This window comes from Flavobacteriales bacterium (assembly GCA_020635395.1).
Taxonomy (GTDB): Bacteria; Bacteroidota; Bacteroidia; order NS11-12g; family UBA9320; genus UBA987.
In genome coordinates, this window is sequence record JACJZV010000002.1 from 583,976 (window position 1) to 602,174 (window position 18,199).

Here is an 18,199-nt window from a genome sequence, read left to right on the forward strand (position 1 = left end):
CGCAAATTAAGTGATATATTTTTGCCGCTTAAAACAAAATTGTTGGTTATGAATAGAGTTTTAGGGTTAATACTCTTTTTACTTGGAAGCGGCATGGCTTTTGGCCAAAATTATACCATCAGTGGAAAAATTACCGATTCTACCTCTGGGGAAGATTTGATTTACTCCACCGTTTTGGTAAAAGGAAAACAAATGGGAACCGTAAGCAATGATTATGGCTTTTTTTCAATTACCCTCCAGAAAGGAAGTTATACATTAGTTTTTGAGTATTCTGGATATAAATCTAAGGAAATATTAATCAACCTAAATGCAAACACCACGCTAAACGTAGAGCTTGCTCCAACGGCCAACATGTTGAGCATAGCCACAGTTGATGCAAAATCCGAAAAAAGAAAAGTTGAAAACAAAGAAATTTCAGTGGTTGATATGGATATAAAAACCATAAAAGAAATTCCAGTAATTTTTGGTGAAGTTGATGTTTTAAAAACCATTACTTTATTGCCCGGCATACAATCTGCGGGTGAAGGAAATTCTGGCATTAATGTGCGTGGTGGTTCGCAAGATCAAAATTTGATTTTGCTCGATGAAGCCACCGTTTATAATGCCTCGCATTTGTTAGGCTTTTTCTCCGTTTTTAATGGTGATGCAATAAAAGATGTTCAGGTATATAAAGGTGGAATTCCAGCATCAAATGGTGGCCGCTTAGCCTCTCTTATTGACATAAAAATGAAGGATGGTAACAACAAAAAATATGGTGCCACCGGTGGCATTGGCACCATCAGCAGTCGCCTTACAGTAGAGGGTCCAATAAAAAAAGACACCTCATCATTTATGTTAGCCGGAAGACGCTCGTATGCCGATATTTTTTTACCACTAGCCAACTCGGAAGCAGCCAAACAGAGCAAACTCTACTTTTATGATTTTAACTTGAAAACCAACTACCGTATTTCAGACAAAGACAAGTTATTTATAAGTGGTTATTTTGGCAAAGATGTTTTAGGTTTTAGCAACTTATTTACCACCAGTTGGGGCAACTCTACCGGAACTTTGAGGTGGAATCACTTGTTAACAAAGAAACTCTTTTCTAATACCTCTTTAGTTTATAGCAATTTTGATTATGGCTTTGATTTCAGTTTTGCTGAAAACGCTGCTTATGGGCTAAAACAAAAAATTGAAGACTATTACGTAAAACAGGATTTTTCATACTATGCCAACCCCAACAGAACCATTCGATATGGTGTTCAAATAACGCGACATTTCTTTAGCCCCGGAACGTTTTATCCTGCCAATGAAGAAACCGCCAAAAACTTTACCGAGTTGGTTTTAGAGAAAAAACATGCACTTGAAAATGCACTATATTATGACGACCAAATAAAATTCAACCCTCGATTTAATGTACGCTATGGATTACGATTTTCTTCATTTTCAAATATTGGCGGAACAGAATATACTTATACAAAAGATGAGGTCTATAAACCGGTTGACACATTAACAGTAGCAACTAAATATGGTAAAAACGAAATCTACAACACCTATTGGGGATTTGAACCACGGTTGGCAGTCAGTTATAATCTCACAACCCGAATGGCATTAAAAGGTTCATACAACCGAACCTACCAATACATTCAACAGGCCACCAACACGGCCTCGGCCTTTCCTACCGACCAATGGTTTAGCTCTAACCTGAATATTAAGCCTCAATCTGCAGATCAAGTATCTGCGGGACTTTTTCAGAATTTTAAAAACGGTATAGAAACCTCCGTTGAAGTGTATTATAAATGGATGCACAACCAAATTGATTATAGAAACGAAGCACAACTGTTTTTTAATGAAAACCTTGATGGTGAATTACTTTTAGGAAAAGGAAATGCCTATGGTACAGAGCTTTACATTAACAAAACTAAAGGAAAGGTTACAGGATTTATATCATACACCTTAGCCAAAACTACAAGAACCACGGAGGGAATAAACAATGGCAACCCCTATAGAGCCAATTTTGATTTGAGAAATAATTTGGCCATAGTGTTAAACACAAAGATTGTTTCGAGGTTAAGTGCCACGGCAGCTTTTATTTACACCACCGGAAAACCATTCACCTCAGTTGAAGGAAAATATTTCTTTGAAGGCCAGTGGAATTCTATTTATGGTAAACGAAATAGCACCAGAATACCTGATTATCACCGACTTGATGTCGGTTTTACATGGAAAAATAAAGACTCAAAAAAGTTTAAAAGCAGTTGGAATTTTTCTGTGTATAATGCCTACAACCGTGCAAACGCCTATGCCGTTTATTTTAGAAAAGCTACCCAAAAAGATGCCGCCGAAAATGCAACCATAAAAGAAGGGGACGATGTAGCAGTGCAGGTCACACTGTTTAAAATTATTCCTGCAATAACCTGGAATTTTGAATTTTAAAGACATGAAAACAGTAAAAAAAATAATTTTTGGTTTGTTGGCAATTGCCTCTTTTTCCAGCTGCGAAAAAATTATAGAACTAGATTTAAACAACGCCATCTCAGTGGTGGTTGTTAGTGGTCAATTAAGTAATCAATCGGAGTTTTGGATGGTCAATTTGTCGTGGTCGAAAGAATATTATGATCAAACTGAAATAAAATATGTAACCGATGCAGAGGTAACAATTGAGGTTTCTGACGGAACTATTGATACCCTTTTTTATGATACATTGGGCAATTACAAATCAAAGTCTATGAATCAATGTGAGATTGGAAAAACCTATACGCTAAACGTGAAGCACCACGACAAACTTTATACCGCCTCAGAAAAACTGTTTTATCAAGAGCCAATAGAATTGTTGCAATCATTCTATCTACCAAAGCAAAATGGTTTTATTCCAGAAGGAAACTATGTCTTTGAATATGCCAAAGAATATGAGCCATACGGCGATTTTTATTTGTGGCGAATTACCAAAAACAATTTACTTATGACCGACTCAATAGGTTATTTGTTGGATACGGACGAATTCAGAGAAACGGGTTTTTTTAATTTTCAAATAGACCCTAACGACCCGTTAAAAGACATAGACAAAGGAATTCTTCCAAGACCTTTTCCCTGGCCTTTTCAAATCGGTGATTCTGTAGTGGTGGAACAACTGCGTATTTCTGAGAAATATTATGATTTCATGTTTTCATTTGCCACTCAACAGCAAAGAAGTGGAACTCCGTTTGACCCTCCACCGGCCAACCCACCAAGCAATATAAAAGGTGGAGCTTATGGCTACTTTAGCGTTGTTAATATCACCAAAAAATCAGTGGTTATTCAGTAGTGTTTTTTGATAGCGTAACCAAGTTTTGGATATCATTTATCATTTCTATAGACTGTTGTTCAAAGTATTTTCCCGTTCCGGGTCCATAAAATCCGGTATGAATTCTAAACACTTTTTTGTCAGCCGTTAAATACAAAAGTGTGGGATAGGAGTTTATTTCTTTCAACCACGGAACAGACTTTGAAACTTCTTCCTTTTTTGCCAATCCGGCATACAGCACCGGATAGTTTATTCCTATATTCTTTACCAGTTTTTTCAACGTTGGTAAAGATTCTTCGTATGATTTTCGCTCAAACGTAAGTGCCACAATTTTAACCCCCATTGAATCCAAAAAACCGGATATATGTCTTAAATAAACGGATTCATCGAGACAATTCGGACACCAACTTCCCATTATTTGCACCAAAACAGGTTTGTTGCGAAACTGCTCATCGGACAGAGAAATCATGCTTCCATTTAGATCAATAAATTGAAAATCAACAGGTTTATCTGGATTAGACAACTCGGAAAGTGTGTAAGGGTTTTTCAACTCCACTTTTGTGTTTTTCCAAGCCACAAATGGTTCTTTCCAATGTTTACCGCTATAAAACCATCCCTTTAGGGTGTCATTTATCATTGATGCTTCAAACAAAAAAGCGTGCGATCCATCGAAAGCAGAAACTTTAAATTCTTTCCCATCAAAACCGCCTTCCAAAAACCTATAATCTCCCGATTCTGTGATAAAAGTTCCTTTTGTACTTTGCTCGTCCGTTGCAAAAAGTCCCACTGCCTTGTATTTCTCAGCGGTATCGGCACCAAACCAAACTTCCCATTTGCCATCTATTTGATTGTTTTGTTCATTTTCAAATATAAACCTCTTCCCTTCAGATTTCTTGGCTGTAGCCCAAATAGTATAATTATCTCGTGAAAAATCCTGCCAAACTCCGTTCATCATATCCTTCGAAATGTGCAGCCTTAATTCGGAGTTGAAATAGGCACTTTTAATTAAAATGCTATCACTTCCCAACTTCTCTACTGGTTGCACCAGCTTTTCATTTCCATTCCAAATAGCCGACAAATAGCCACTATCTGTGGCCACAATTTCTAGGAAAAAAGGCAACTCCTTTTGCTCATCAATGTGCAACTTAACGAGCCAAACTCCTGAAATTTGAACTGGTGTTTCATTTTTGTTGCAAGAAAAAAACCAGCTAACAATTATTAAGTAAAGAATTGAGTATTTCATATTTCAAAAATAGTATTTGCCAGAAGCAATATGTTTTCATAAAAATTTTTCTACTTTCGACTTAATGAAAGCAGCTTTACGAATTATTATCTGTTTGATATTTGGTTCAATACTAATGTCACAAACCACTTTCGGGATAACCTTATCCGGTTTGGTTGTTGATAAAGATGGTTACCCATTGGCATCCACAAGTGTAAAAATTAAAAACTCAACCACAGGAACTGGTACAAACCAAGATGGAAAATTTTCTTTAGAAGTCTCCAAATTGCCTGTTACTCTAGTTTTTGAGTTCTTAGGTTTTGAAACACAAGAATTAATTATATCAAAAGTAGAGGAGGCCTCAAATATAAAAGTTGTTCTGCTTGAATCTTCCGCCATTCTTGGCACGACGGTGGTAAAAGTTGACCGAATATCAGAAAAACAAAAAGAAGAGCCTCTAACCGTGGAATCTATGGGTATAAAGTCTATTAAAGAAGCTCCTGCGGCGTCATTTTATGAAAGTTTGGGAAATCTAAAAGGAGTTGACATTACTGCCGCAAGTCTGGGTTTTAGGGTAGTTAACACTCGTGGATTTAATAGCACCAGCCCTGTAAGAAGTTTGCAACTCATTGATGGTGTGGACAATCAATCGCCAGGGTTAAATTTTGCTTTAGGTAATTTTTTGGGAGCCAATGACTTGGATATCCGCAATGTAGAAATAATAGCTGGTGCAAGCGGAGCATTTTATGGGCCAAATGCTTTTAATGGAGTAATAAATATGGAAACCAAAAACCCATTTGATTATCCAGGGATTTCGGTAGAGACAAAACTGGGTGAAAGAAGTTTGGGTCAACTTGCCCTTCGTTGGGCCGACGTAGTAAAAGGAAAAGATAGTGCAGCTCAGTTTGCGTATAAGGTTGGGTTTTTGCTTATGTCTGCCCAAGACTGGCAGGCAGATAACTACAACCCTACAATTGATAGTAAATATGGAATAAATAATCCCGGGGGATATGATGCCGTAAACATCTATGGAGATGAAAGTTTTGCAACCAACAACGATTATACATCCTCATTTTCAAAGTATGACAATCCGGGTTTAGGTTACTTTTATAGAACTGGATACAAAGAGGTTGATTTAGTGGATTATAAAACAGAAAATTTAAAATTTAACTCTTCCCTGCATTACAAACTGAAAGACACTTCACACATTAGTTATGCGTTCAATTTTGGTGGTGGCTCAACCGTATATCAAGGGGATAACCGATATCGACTTCGGGATATAAAATTTTGGCAACACCGCTTGGAATGGAAAAAAGAGAATGACATTTTTATTCGGTTATATAGTACTCAGGAAGATGCAGGTAACACCTATGACATAGTTTCTACTGCCTTTAGATTAAACGAAATGAGTAAAGCTAATGATACATGGAATGCCGTTTACTCATCAAACTGGAAACTGTACGGATATAAAAAACAAGTTGAAAGGCTTCCCGATTATCCTAAATATGTAGCTTCCGTACATGGAACTTTAGAAAACTGGGCCAACAATTATTTAGACCCTTTCCTTGCCCAATATCAGGATTCATTAATAAAATGGCATGCACAAAATAGAATCTTTGTGGATTTGGCTGATGGTGCGGGAGCAACCTCAAGATTTATTGAAGGAACACCTGCATTCGATTCAGCATTTAATGTTGTTACAACTTCCTTATTTACCCAAAACGGAACACGCTTTTTTGATAAGTCCGCACTTTACCACACTCAAATAGAAAAAAAATTAAAATTGAAAGACTTTGATGGTGTAACTATTGGTTTCAGCGGTCGGTTATATCGACCAAACTCACAAGGCACCATTTTAAACGATACTGGTGATGTTGTCATTACCAATCACGAATTGGGTCTTTATGGTGGTGTTAGCAAAAAATATTATCAAAATAAGGTTAAAGTAAACCTTACCGCTCGAATAGACAAAAACCAAAATTTCAATTTCTTAGCTTCCCCAGCTGCTTCCGTTATTTATCTTCCCAATAAAAAGAACACCTATCGGGTTTCCTTTTCGTCGGCTATAAGAAACCCGACTTTGGCTGATCAATACTTATACTATGATGTTGGACGAGCCAAACTAATTGGCAATCTAAGTGGGTATGATTCTCTCATAACCATTTCATCTTTTATTAACTATAGAAACACATTGAATCTTGAAGAAATAGTTTATTACGAAGTAAGTCCTATTCGGCCAGAAAAGGCGAAAACCGTTGAGTTCGGATATAAGGGTTCTTTATTAAAAAATTCTGTTTTTGTTGATTTTGGTTATTATTTCTCACTTTATACTGATTTCATTGGTTATAATATCGGTCTTGATGCAAGATTTGATAAATCCACAGGCTTTCCTATGGGTGGTATTGAAGTTTACCGTGTAGCTGCCAATGCAACCTCCTTGGTTACCACTCAGGGTGCCAGCTTTGGCATTAATTATTACTTTAAAAATTATGCTCTTTCTGGGAATTATTCGTGGAACGTTTTAAACAAAAAAGGAACTGACGATCCAATAATTCCGGCTTTTAATACACCAAAAAACAAATTTAATCTGAGTTTCTCTGGCAGAAACCTAAAGCTTACGAATAGCTTAAAGCCAAAATTTGGTTTTGCGATAAACTATAAATGGATTCAAGGATATGTTTTTGAAGGTTCACCACAGTTTACAGGAAGCGTTCCAACGTATGATATGGTTGATGCACAAATGAATTATTTAATTGAAAAATCCCACCTGACCATCAAGTTAGGTGCTTCTAATGTTCTGGGAATAGTGCCCTTATTCGACAGTCGTTCTGATTCAAAACGAAGAACGGTATTCAACAATTTGAACTATCAGGTTTATGGCGGCCCTTACGTTGGTCGATTAGCCTATATATCATTATTGTTTGACATAGATCACAGACACAAATAACTTTATTCATTTTGCGGAATATTTTTCTATTTTTGGCTTTGCTTAAGAAATAAAAGGTTTTATGAAAAGATTGTACAATTATTTGGTAGCGACCGCCCTGTTGGTCAGCAGCTTCAATGTGTTTGCCCAACGCAGATACATAAATGAAGTATTCACAGATGCAGAAATTGAAGTTACAAGCGAGGTAACATACGCGACAAACATCGATTTTTTGCATTCTACAAGACTATCATCATCATCATCAACCAGAATCGGAACAGAACTGACGGTTATTAAAACAGCGTTGGGTATGGGACAAAACGTACCCGGACCTTATTTTGATTTGAGCGATACATCGACTGTTATTAAGCTTCAAAACATTAAGATGGATGTTTATGCTCCCACATCTTCGGCTGACACTGTTCAAAACCGTCCGGTTATTATTTTTCTTCACACTGGTAACTTTTTGCCAGCACCAATTAATGGAAGCCCTCTTGGAACCAAAACCGATAGTTCGGCCATTGTTTTGTGCCAAGGATGGGCAAAAAGGGGATACGTAGCTATTTCTGCCGATTATCGTTTGGGATGGAATCCGTTGGCCTTAACAGAAATTGAAAGAAGAGCTTCATTGCTAAACGCCGTTTATAGATCCATTCAAGACTTAAAACAATGTGTTTCTAACCTTAGAGTTGATGCCTCTGGTGCCAATACTTATAGAATTGATCCTGCTAAAATTGTTATTTACGGCGAAGGAACAGGAGCGTATATTGCCAATGCATACTCCACCCTAGACAAATATCCTGAAATGGCTTTGGAAAAATTCACGATACCTGGGCTCGGAGTATCCATGGTTGATACCGCTAAGTTTGGCCGTTTGGACGGAAGTGGAATTCCTCAATCCTTGACAATTTACCCACCAGCAAAGGCTAGTACAATAATTCAAGCCACAGTAGCTGCCGGTGGAGCTCTGGCTGATACCTCTTGGCTCGAAGCTGGAGACGCACCAATGATTGCTTTGCAGTGTATAAGAGACCCTTTTGCCCCATTTCACGAAGGAACAGTGGTTGTTCCTACAGATAAAAGTACGGTAGTGGAAGTTCAAGGAGCCAACTTGTATATTCAAAGAGCCGTTGAATTAGGAAATAATGATGCCATTAAATCCATGCCTAATGACATTTATACCATCGCCGCAAGAGAAAAATATGGAAAAACATTTGATTACATATATCCTAATCAAACCACATTGACGGTTAATACCGGCTTAGAAGGTTTGTTTGCGGTTGATTTGCCAAAGGCCTCCGGAACCAGCGTTTTTGAAAATCAGGCGGCCCCCTGGCAATGGTGGGATCCAAACTCACCGCTTGCAAAATATGAGGTTGCTACTGGTCTAACTGCCCACATGGCATCATTACAATCAAACCCCGACATGTCTCCAGCAAAAGGAAGAGCTTATGTTGACACGATTCATGGCTATGTTAATCCAAGATTATCTGTAATTCTTGGCTTCTATACAACTACCCAATTGGGCGTTGCCCCAAACAGCATTATTCGTTCCGCTATTTACCCAAATCCAAGCAATGGAACACTGTATATTGATTCTGAAAAAGAGTTGATTCGAAGCGTTCATGTTTTTGATATGAACGGTTCAATAGTGTCTGAGGTTAATAATGTTAACTCCATCTCCACAACGTTGAATTTGTCATCGGTTGAAAATGGTTGCTATTTTATCCAATTAAATACCGACCAAGGAACAGCAATGCACAAAATGGCATTGACAAAATAAAAATGCTATGGCACAAAAAAAGGGGAGTCAAATGATTCCCCTTTTTGGTTTTGTAAAATTACCTTATTTCAAAATGTCTCTTGAAATTACAACTCGTTGAATTTCAGAGGTTCCTTCATAAATTTGGGTAATCTTTGCATCACGCATCAAACGTTCAACATGATATTCTTTTACATAACCATATCCACCATGTATTTGAACTGCTTCAATGGTTGTCTTCATAGCCGTTTCTGAGGCAACTAATTTTGCCATGCTGCTGGCTCTGGCGTAATCCATGTGATTATCCTTAAGCCATGCAGCTTTGAGGCATAACAATCGAGCCATTTCTATCTCTGTGGCCATATCTGCCAGCTTAAAGGCTATGGCCTGATGGTTCATAATTTCTGTGCCAAAAGCTTTTCTTTCTTTTGAATAGGCCAAGGCTCTTTCGTATGCTCCAGAGGCTATTCCAAGAGCTTGGGAGGCAATTCCAATTCTTCCTCCAGCCAAAACTTTCATTGCAAATTTGAAACCAAAACCATCCTCTCCTAACCTATTTTCTTTTGGAACCTTGACATCTTGAAACATTAGCGAGTGTGTATCGCTACCTCTAATTCCAAGTTTTTCCTCCTTTTTACCAACGGTAAAACCCGGCATATCTTTGGTTACAATCAAGGCATTGATACCTCTGTGTCCCTTGTCCACATCGGTTTGGGCAATTACCAAAAAAGTATCAGCGGTTCCTCCATTGGTAATCCAGTTTTTAGTACCGTTCAACAAATAATAATCCCCTTTGTCAATAGCCGTAGTTTTTTGGGAAGTGGCATCACTTCCTGCTTCTGGTTCAGACAAACAAAAACCACCATGAATTTTTCCTTGTGCCAATGGCACTAAATATTTTTGCTTTTGCTCTTCGGTGCCATATTCTTCCAAACCCCAACAAACCAAACTATTATTTACGGACATCACAACAGAGGCAGAGGCATCTATTTTTGAGATTTCTTCCATAGCCAAAACATAAGAAATGGCATCCATTCCGGCTCCGCCATATTTCGGATCAACCATGAGTCCCATAAAACCAAGTTCTCCCATTTTGCGAACCTGTTCTAATGGAAAAATCTGTTTGTCATCTCGTTCAATTACACCCGGCAAAAGCTCTGTTTCGGCAAAATCTTTTGCGGCCTGCTTAATCATTAGATGTTCTTCCGATAATTCAAAATTCATAATGCTAATATTATGTCGCGAATTTACCTTTTTTTCAATCTTTCTTGTAATAGAAATTGTCTCAACAATACATTTGCGATATGATTTTACCCCCATTTTTAAAACTTGGTTCAAAAGTTAGGATTGTTTCTACAGCCAGAAAAATAGAACCCGAAAAAATAAACCCCTCTGTATCACTGCTATCATCTTGGGGTTTCGAGGTCAGTCTCGGTTCAAATATTTTTGCCGAAAAAAATCAATTTGCAGGCTCTGATGATTTAAGAATCAACGACTTACAAACCGCTTTGGACGACCCAGACATAAACATGATTTGGTGTTCGAGGGGTGGATACGGCACGGTTAAGCTAATCGACCGACTCAACTTTGATGCATTTCTCCGACACCCAAAATGGATTGTGGGGTATAGTGATATAACTGGTTTGTTGACACATATAACTGAAAATTTTGGTGTTGCTACCATTCATGGCACCATGCCCATAAATATTTCTGATTATCCTACTCCAGAGCAAAATGAATCCATTCAATCTCTAAAGAACCTACTTTTTGGTCAGACTTTTTGCTACAAACTTCCTCAACATCCTTTGAGTCGATGTGGCAATGCAGAAGGTTCATTAATTGGAGGCAACCTATCAATCCTATATAGCATTTTAGGTTCTTCGTCATCACCCGACACAGAAGACAAAATTCTTTTTATCGAAGATTTAGATGAATACCTCTACCATATTGACAGAATTATGGTAAACATGAAAAGAAACGGAAAACTGAGCAATTTAAGAGCCTTAATTGTAGGCGGAATGTCTGATATGAATGACAATGCAATTCCCTACGGAATGAGTGCAGAAGAGATTATTTATGAGCACATTAAGGACTTTGAATACCCAGTTTACTTTAACTTTTCTGCTGGTCATATTTCGCCAAATCTTGCACTGCCCTTTGGTGTTTGTGTTAAGATAAATGAAAACCAATTAATGTCTAATCACATTGGCCAAAATTCATGATCTTGGGTGAAATTGTTTTATCGTGTCCTTTAAATATGTTCTGTCCAAATGAGTATAAATCTCTGTAGTGGTTATCGAAACGTGACCTAACATTAATTGAACTGCTCTCAAATCAGCTCCTGCATCAATTAAACTTGTTGCAAAAGAGTGCCTTAAAGTATGTGGGCCAATATTCTTTTGAATTCCAGCCTTCTTTGATAAGTTTTTAATCATGGAAAAAACCGAAATTCTAGAAAGTTGTCCACCTTGAGTATTCAAGAATAGATATTTTTCATTTCCCCTTTTTATTCGAGTCAATCTGTTTCTATAATACAAAATATATCTTTCTATTTGATTTAACGCTGTTTTCCCAATTGGAACAATTCGCTGTTTATCCCCTTTTCCCGTTACCAAAATAAGTCCTTCTTCTTTGTAAACATCATCCAACCTAAGGTTCAAAAGTTCCGAGACACGTACACCTGTACTAAACAAAACTTCAATAATCGCTCGATCCCTTTCTGCGTAAAATTTACTATAATCTATACTTGAAATTAATGTATCTATTTCATTGATTTCTAAATACTCAGGAAGTTTTTTTGATAGTTTAGGTGAGTCGATATAATCCGTAGGATTTGAAACGATTATTTGTTGTAATTTTAGATATGAGTAGAATGATTTTATTCCTGACAAAATACGAGATAGGCTTCTTTCTGAAAGCCCGACCTCGTGAAGTTGTTTTAAAAATTGAGAAATGTGTTGATGATTCATTGAATGAATCGCCTTGTCAATTTGTTCAGAAAATGAGTTTAATTTTTCTACATCACGGATATATGCCTCCACCGTATTGTTGGATAAGGCAAGTTCTGATTTCAAATATGTTCGAAAACCACCAATGTGTGGATTAGTTGACATGTGCCTCAACACATTGAAGAACATCACTGTTGCTTCCGGCAAAGTTTACTAAAACAACAATTGAGCAATTGTCTTGATTATATTTTTTCGGGATTTCAATTGGAATTCCTTTTTCAAAAACTCTTCCAACTTCCACATTGTCAGCCAATTTAATCCCAGCATAAGGGGTTATACCCATTCGTAGTATGTCGTTGTGTACATAGTCATTGTTTATTGTAACATCCGGCATTTCCTGATTTGAAACAATTCCACTCTCGATTAAAAAAACCGACAAAAACACTGCCTCACTTTGTCCTTTCAAAAATGTCGTTTTTATATTGGCGTTAACAGTATTGTCGCCCGTTCGAACCAAACTTAAATTTATATCAGCAACAGGCTCCTCTTTTAAAATGTCGTGCACTAGTGTTCTCCAACTGTTATAATTATTAATATACCGAACCGAAGATCCGCTGAAAATTCTTCTATCAATCGCTCCTGCAGGCAATCCGTTCGGTTTGCCTATCAGATTGCTGACAATTTCTGTTGCCACTTCCGTATTAAGCGTATCCTTTGAATCGACATAGGGTGCTGTAAGAGTACTAAGTTCCCATGTGTGAAGTGTCATCACCACAACTCTATCCGGAAATGAGTCCTTTAGCTCATGGGCAATTACCGCGGCCTTAGGACAGTTGGTACATCTTACTCCAGAAATATCTTCAAGAAGTACATTTTTCTGAACACCAACAGGAAGATTATCAGCGATATAAGTTGTATCTCTCAACAACTTAATCGGTTCTGTAAAATCTATTGGCGGCAAAGCCTCTTTGCATCCAAGCCAGAGTGAAGCAAAGACCAACCAAACTGATATTTTTTTAACATTTTTCATATTACCAAACTTTAGTTATTCTTTTTAATTGTAGAATTTCGTTTTCTGTTAACTCCCTCCATTTTCCTCTCTCCAATCCTTTTTTATCTATTCCCGCATAAATTACTCTATCGAGCTTAACGACCTCATAGCCAAGTGCTTCAAACATTCTTCGAACCACTCTATTTCTGCCACTGTGTATCTGAACCCCCAATTTCGTTTTGTCTTCAGAATTGACCAAGGCAATTTTATCTGGTTTCATAAAACCATCAAAAAGCTTAATCCCGTTTTGCAGTTTAAGAAAATGTCCCTTTTCAATGGGCTTATCCAACTGCACCGAGTATATTTTGTTTACATTTCCTTTGGGGTGCATCAAGGCTTGAGCCAAATCTCCATCGTTTGTAAATATCAAAATACCTGTTGTGTTTCTATCAAGCCGGCCTACAGGAAAAACACGTTCTGCATCCACATCTCCAATTAAATCCATAACCGTTTTTCGGCCAGATGGGTCGTGTGTAGTGGTTATGTAGTCTTTGGGTTTGTTGAGCAAAATATACACTTTACTGTTTGGTGAAATTATCTTTCCGTTAACCTTGACCTCATCACTTATTTTCACCCGATGACCCAAAGTGGTTATCACTTCCCCATTTACCTCCACCTTTCCTCCTGCAATCATCTCGTCTGCTTCTCTTCTACTACAAACACCCCCTCTACTTATGTATTTATTTAATCTAAGATCATCATTTTTATCCCGAAGAGGTCGCTCCTGCGTTATTTTCAATGGGTTATCTTCTTCAGACGGCTTTCGGATACGCTTTCTTCGAGGTCTTAAATCTCGATTACTCGAATCATCATTCCTATTGAAACCGGCATTCCCATGTCTTGTTTCATTTCTATTGTTATTTTCAACCATAGTGCAAAATTAACGAATCATTTAAGGCAAAATTTCATCTTTGTTATAAAACCTTCAAATTATGTCGAATGTTCATCGTTATTAAGGGTTTTAGCAACATTTAACTTTATTTTGCGTTTGGAATCTGTGAAAAAACTTGGTTTTTTATACATATTGATTTGTAAATTGCTCATGAGTGCAACCGCTGTCACGGTTGCACCCAATCTTTATCGGGCGTGTCTTGATGTTGCTGATAGCACAGTCACTATTACATTTTCCGGTTTTGATGACGCATGTAGTAGCTTCAAAAAACACCATGTTTTTGGTTCCGAACTCGGAGTTTCATACACAATAATGGCTACAATAAATCAAAAGAACATCACATCAATTAGCTTTAAACTACCTAACACAAACCCAACATGGTCCTTCTATTTTGAAACGCTTTTTCTTTGTAATGGTGTAGATAGTATATCATCCAATACAATAAAGGTGGACACGGAAAAACCAGAAATTGTTCAGTTAGATAGTGTTAGCATAGATTTCAATACACAAAAAATAATTGTTGGATGGGGTAAAAATCCTTCTGATGACACAAAAGGATACCGAATTTATAAGAACATCGGAGGTAATTCTGGGGGAATTAATAGTTTAATTGGTGACACATCTTCAACATTTTATACAGTTAAAAATCTGTCTGTTACAAACAAAAATCAAATTACAATGGCATCCTTCGATAGTTGTAATTTGTTTTCTCCCATTGATTCTTTTCATAGTCCAATGGTTTTATCTACAATGCTTGACACTTGTTCTAAAACCGCCAATTTAATCTGGAGCAAATATGTGGGCTGGAATACTCTTAATCAAAAGTTATATTATTCTATCAATAACTCCCCATACACCCCAAAGACGATTGACAAAAATAATTCTTCATATAGTTTTATCGGTATAAATTCTGGTGATAGTGTTTGCTTTTTTATCCGTGCTTTAAATGGTACAAAATCAAGTAGTTCTAACATTTCTTGTGTTAAAATTAAAACATTTCAATTACCCCAAACAACCTACTTATCTCAAGTTACAATAACTCCCAGCGGCGTTGCTACCATTGAATGTATGTTAGAAGAAGCAGGCGATGCTGATAGTATTGTCCTTTTTAACACAACTACTGGAAATGAACGATTGGTTGGTTCGCAAAAATTAACTCCTAATGGCAGAAATTTTTATACTTGGGAGGACAACCTTGCTCTACCAAATGCAAGAAAAGAATTATATTTTGTACGAACCTACGCTCCATGTATAGGGGGAAGTAGCGGAACACAAACAGCAAACACAATATATCTTTCTATACAAGAAGATTACTTATCATGGAATCCGTATGTGAACTGGAGTGGAGAAATAAGCGGTTATAACATTTGGGGCTACAATGGTTCCACGTGGAACCAAATTGCAACCACATTAGAGACATCCTTCCAAAATTCTGACACAACCATTCAGTGCTTTTATGTTGAGGCTGTGGAAGTAATAAATATTTATGGCTATTATAGAACTTCCACAAGCAACAAGGTTTGTGTTAAAAGATCACCCAAGTTCTGGATTCCCAACGCAATAAACCCAAAGTCCAGCAATAATACATTTACAGTCGTTAGTCCAAACATAGATTATTCCGCCTCCTCCTTTTTTATATACAATAGGTGGGGCGAAATCATTTTTAGAACTAACGATCTCAGATCAGGTTGGAACCTATCCTATTCACCAGATCACAAAATTATGACTGGGCTTTACTTTTATGATATAAGCATAACCGACCTTAACGGCCATAAACATTATTTTACCGGCACTTTAAGCATTATTAACTAAATGTTTGAATATCAAACCATTTCAGTCTCAAATCCATTGGATAAAAACCCTAACCTGCAGCAATGGTTCGAGTCGTCCGCTTCTAAAATATTGAATACGCTAAATTACCTATCTCTTGTTTTTTGCACAGATGCCTTTATACTTGAGCTGAACAACTCTGCCTTATCACACAACTATTACACAGATATAATTACGTTCGATCTCTCAGATTCCGATTCAGAAATAGATGCCGAGATATACATAAGCATTGATCGAGTAGAAGAAAATTCTAAAAAATTTGGTGTTACATTTGTCCACGAACTAGCAAGAGTAATGATACATGGTGTTTTACATTTAGCTGGAAATAGTGACAAAACCCCAAATCAACAGGAAGCTATGCGTGAAAAAGAAAATTATTTCTTACAGGATTTAAAAATGTTCCACGTGGAACCCAAAAATGAAGAGTGAAAACTACGACATTATAGTTGTTGGGGCTGGACATGCCGGTTGCGAAGCTGCCCATGCTGCCGCTAAACTTGGATCGAAAGTTCTACTAATTACCATGAATATGGAAACCATCGCCAAAATGTCTTGCAATCCTGCAATGGGAGGGGTTGCAAAAGGTCAAATAATTAGAGAAATTGATGCATTAGGCGGCATAAGCGGGATTATTTCGGATAAATCCGCAATTCAATTTAGAATGCTAAATCGTTCCAAAGGTGCCGCCATGTGGAGCCCTCGCACACAAAATGATAGAATGCTCTTCTCAGAATATTGGCGTGAAACTCTTGAATCAAATGATAACATTTCCTTTTTTCAAGATTCTGTATTAGAGTTAAAAATCAAAAACAACAAGGTTCATGGGGTAGTTACTTCATTAGGTTTTACCTTTGACTCAAAATCTGTTATTCTGACCAGCGGTACCTTTATGAATGGATTAATTCATATAGGTAAAACTCAATTGTCCGGTGGTAGAATGGCCGAAAAGGCATCCAAAGGAATAACTGAACAGCTTGTTTCTTTCGGTTTCGAATCAGGCCGAATGAAAACAGGTACTCCACCAAGAATAGATGGAAGAACATTAGACTATTCCAAAATGGAAGAACAAAAAGGTGACGAAAACCCACAAACCTTCTCCTTTTTAAAAAATCATATCCTAAAGACCCAACGAAGTTGTTTCATTACCTATACCAACGAAATGGTTCATGAAAAATTAAAAGAAGGTTTTGAAGATAGCCCTATGTTTAATGGAACCATTCAAAGTTTGGGTCCCCGATATTGTCCTAGTATAGAAGATAAAATAAACCGCTTTGCCGAAAGAGAACGGCATCAAATATTCGTAGAACCAGAAGGTTGGAACACACACGAAATATACGTTAACGGTTTTTCCACATCTTTACCCATAGAAACACAATACAACGCCCTTCGCAAGGTGCCTGGCTTTGAACAATGCAAATTTTTTCGGCCAGGTTATGCTATTGAATACGACTTTTTTCCTCCAACACAACTCAAGCCAACATTAGAGACAAAAGCTATCGAGAATTTATATTTTGCGGGACAAATAAACGGAACAACCGGTTATGAAGAAGCTGCGTGCCAGGGCCTAATAGCTGGAATAAATGCTCATTTAAAACAAAACGACCAACCCGATTTTATTCTTAATAGAAATGAGTCCTACATCGGCGTTTTAATAGATGATTTAATAAATAAAGGAACCAAAGAACCATACAGAATGTTTACATCAAGAGCAGAATATCGCATTCTATTACGTCAGGATAATGCCGATGAAAGACTCACTCCTCGCGGTTTCGAAATAGGCTTAGTAAGTTCAGAACGGATGGAAATCTATTCTACCAAAAAGAAAAAAATAACCAATCTTCAAGAAAAATTAAACAACCTATCCATTGAACCAAATGACATAAATACTTATCTTTCTGAAAAAAATTCGAGTCCAATTAACCAAAAATTCAAATTAGCCAAAATCATTGCTCGTCCACAAGTTAAAATATCAGAAATGATAGAACAAGTTACCTCACTAAGCGACTATAAAAAATATCAAATAGATGAATTGGAGCAAGTCGAAATACTCATAAAATATGAAGGTTATATTCAAAAAGAAAAGGAAATGGCCGACAAACTACAAAAACTAGAAAATATAAAATTAAAGCCAGATTTCAACTATCAACAACTTCAATCTCTTTCTTCTGAAGCCCGAGAAAAACTTAGTCGTATAAGACCTCAAACCATAGGCCAGGCCTCCAGAATCAGTGGAGTAAATCCATCAGACATATCGGTTCTTTTAATATATTTTGGTAGATGAAAACTATTTATTTTTACCTTTTACT

At 37.1% G+C, this 18,199-nt stretch carries 13 protein-coding genes; 8 read left to right on the forward strand and 5 right to left on the reverse strand.

Features of this window, described 5'->3' with window-relative positions:
• Nucleotides 1-48: 48 nt before the first annotated feature.
• Together H6607_08730 and H6607_08735 are read left to right on the forward strand one after the other, a co-directional pair.
• Nucleotides 49-2,415: a TonB-dependent receptor gene (locus H6607_08730; protein MCB9262444.1), complete on the forward strand. Its 2,367-nt coding sequence runs from the start codon at nt 49-51 to the stop codon at nt 2,413-2,415.
• Nucleotides 2,416-2,419: 4 nt separating this feature from the next.
• A complete protein-coding gene (locus H6607_08735) occupies nt 2,420-3,283 on the forward strand; it encodes a DUF4249 domain-containing protein (protein ID MCB9262445.1) in 864 nt (287 codons plus the stop codon).
• Here the strand turns inward: H6607_08735 and H6607_08740 are convergent.
• A complete protein-coding gene (locus H6607_08740; protein ID MCB9262446.1) occupies nt 3,273-4,505 on the reverse strand; it encodes a TlpA family protein disulfide reductase in 1,233 nt (410 codons plus the stop codon). The two genes, H6607_08735 and H6607_08740, sit on opposite strands and share 11 nt — an antisense overlap.
• A 64-nt stretch (nt 4,506-4,569) precedes the next feature.
• Here H6607_08740 and H6607_08745 point away from each other — a divergent pair, with 64 nt between their 5' ends.
• Entirely contained in the window at nt 4,570-7,431 is a 2,862-nt protein-coding gene (locus tag H6607_08745) for a carboxypeptidase-like regulatory domain-containing protein (GenBank protein ID MCB9262447.1), read from the forward strand.
• A 61-nt stretch (nt 7,432-7,492) separates the two neighbouring features.
• A complete protein-coding gene (locus H6607_08750) occupies nt 7,493-9,193 on the forward strand; it encodes a T9SS type A sorting domain-containing protein (GenBank protein MCB9262448.1) in 1,701 nt (566 codons plus the stop codon).
• Nucleotides 9,194-9,256: 63 nt separating this feature from the next.
• Here the strand turns inward: H6607_08750 and H6607_08755 are convergent, their stop codons facing one another.
• Nucleotides 9,257-10,396, reverse strand: a complete 1,140-nt coding sequence (locus tag H6607_08755) for an acyl-CoA dehydrogenase (GenBank protein ID MCB9262449.1) — start codon at nt 10,394-10,396, stop codon at nt 9,257-9,259.
• Between the two features lie 80 nt (nt 10,397-10,476).
• Here H6607_08755 and H6607_08760 point away from each other — a divergent pair, with 80 nt between their 5' ends.
• On the forward strand, nt 10,477-11,394 hold the full coding sequence (locus H6607_08760; GenBank protein MCB9262450.1) for an LD-carboxypeptidase: 918 nt from the start codon (nt 10,477-10,479) through the stop codon (nt 11,392-11,394).
• On the opposite strand, the gene xerD is transcribed toward H6607_08760, so the two are convergent.
• The 3 genes from xerD to H6607_08775 are packed head-to-tail and all read right to left on the reverse strand — an operon-like array spanning nt 11,389 to nt 14,042.
• Nucleotides 11,389-12,285 (reverse strand): site-specific tyrosine recombinase XerD, encoded by an 897-nt coding sequence (gene xerD / locus H6607_08765; protein ID MCB9262451.1) that lies wholly within the window; start codon nt 12,283-12,285, stop codon nt 11,389-11,391. The two genes, H6607_08760 and xerD, sit on opposite strands and share 6 nt — an antisense overlap.
• Nucleotides 12,275-13,150 carry an Omp28-related outer membrane protein gene (locus H6607_08770; GenBank protein ID MCB9262452.1) on the reverse strand — a complete coding sequence of 292 codons (876 nt, stop codon included), beginning with the start codon at nt 13,148-13,150 and terminating at the stop codon, nt 12,275-12,277. Before H6607_08770 ends, xerD begins: the two co-directional genes overlap by 11 nt.
• Before the next feature lies 1 nt (nt 13,151).
• On the reverse strand, nt 13,152-14,042 hold the full coding sequence (locus H6607_08775; GenBank protein MCB9262453.1) for an rRNA pseudouridine synthase: 891 nt from the start codon (nt 14,040-14,042) through the stop codon (nt 13,152-13,154).
• A gap of 171 nt (nt 14,043-14,213) precedes the next feature.
• On the opposite strand from H6607_08775, the gene H6607_08780 reads away from it, so the two are divergent.
• From H6607_08780 to mnmG, 3 genes are read left to right on the forward strand one after another with little or no spacing between them, the layout of a single operon-like run.
• On the forward strand, nt 14,214-15,875 hold the full coding sequence (locus H6607_08780; GenBank protein MCB9262454.1) for a gliding motility-associated C-terminal domain-containing protein: 1,662 nt from the start codon (nt 14,214-14,216) through the stop codon (nt 15,873-15,875).
• A complete protein-coding gene (gene ybeY / locus H6607_08785) occupies nt 15,876-16,322 on the forward strand; it encodes an rRNA maturation RNase YbeY (GenBank protein ID MCB9262455.1) in 447 nt (148 codons plus the stop codon). It begins immediately after the preceding gene.
• On the forward strand, nt 16,312-18,174 hold the full coding sequence (gene mnmG / locus H6607_08790; protein MCB9262456.1) for a tRNA uridine-5-carboxymethylaminomethyl(34) synthesis enzyme MnmG: 1,863 nt from the start codon (nt 16,312-16,314) through the stop codon (nt 18,172-18,174). The genes ybeY and mnmG overlap by 11 nt, the downstream gene beginning before the upstream one ends.
• The last annotated feature ends 25 nt before the right edge of the window (nt 18,175-18,199 follow it).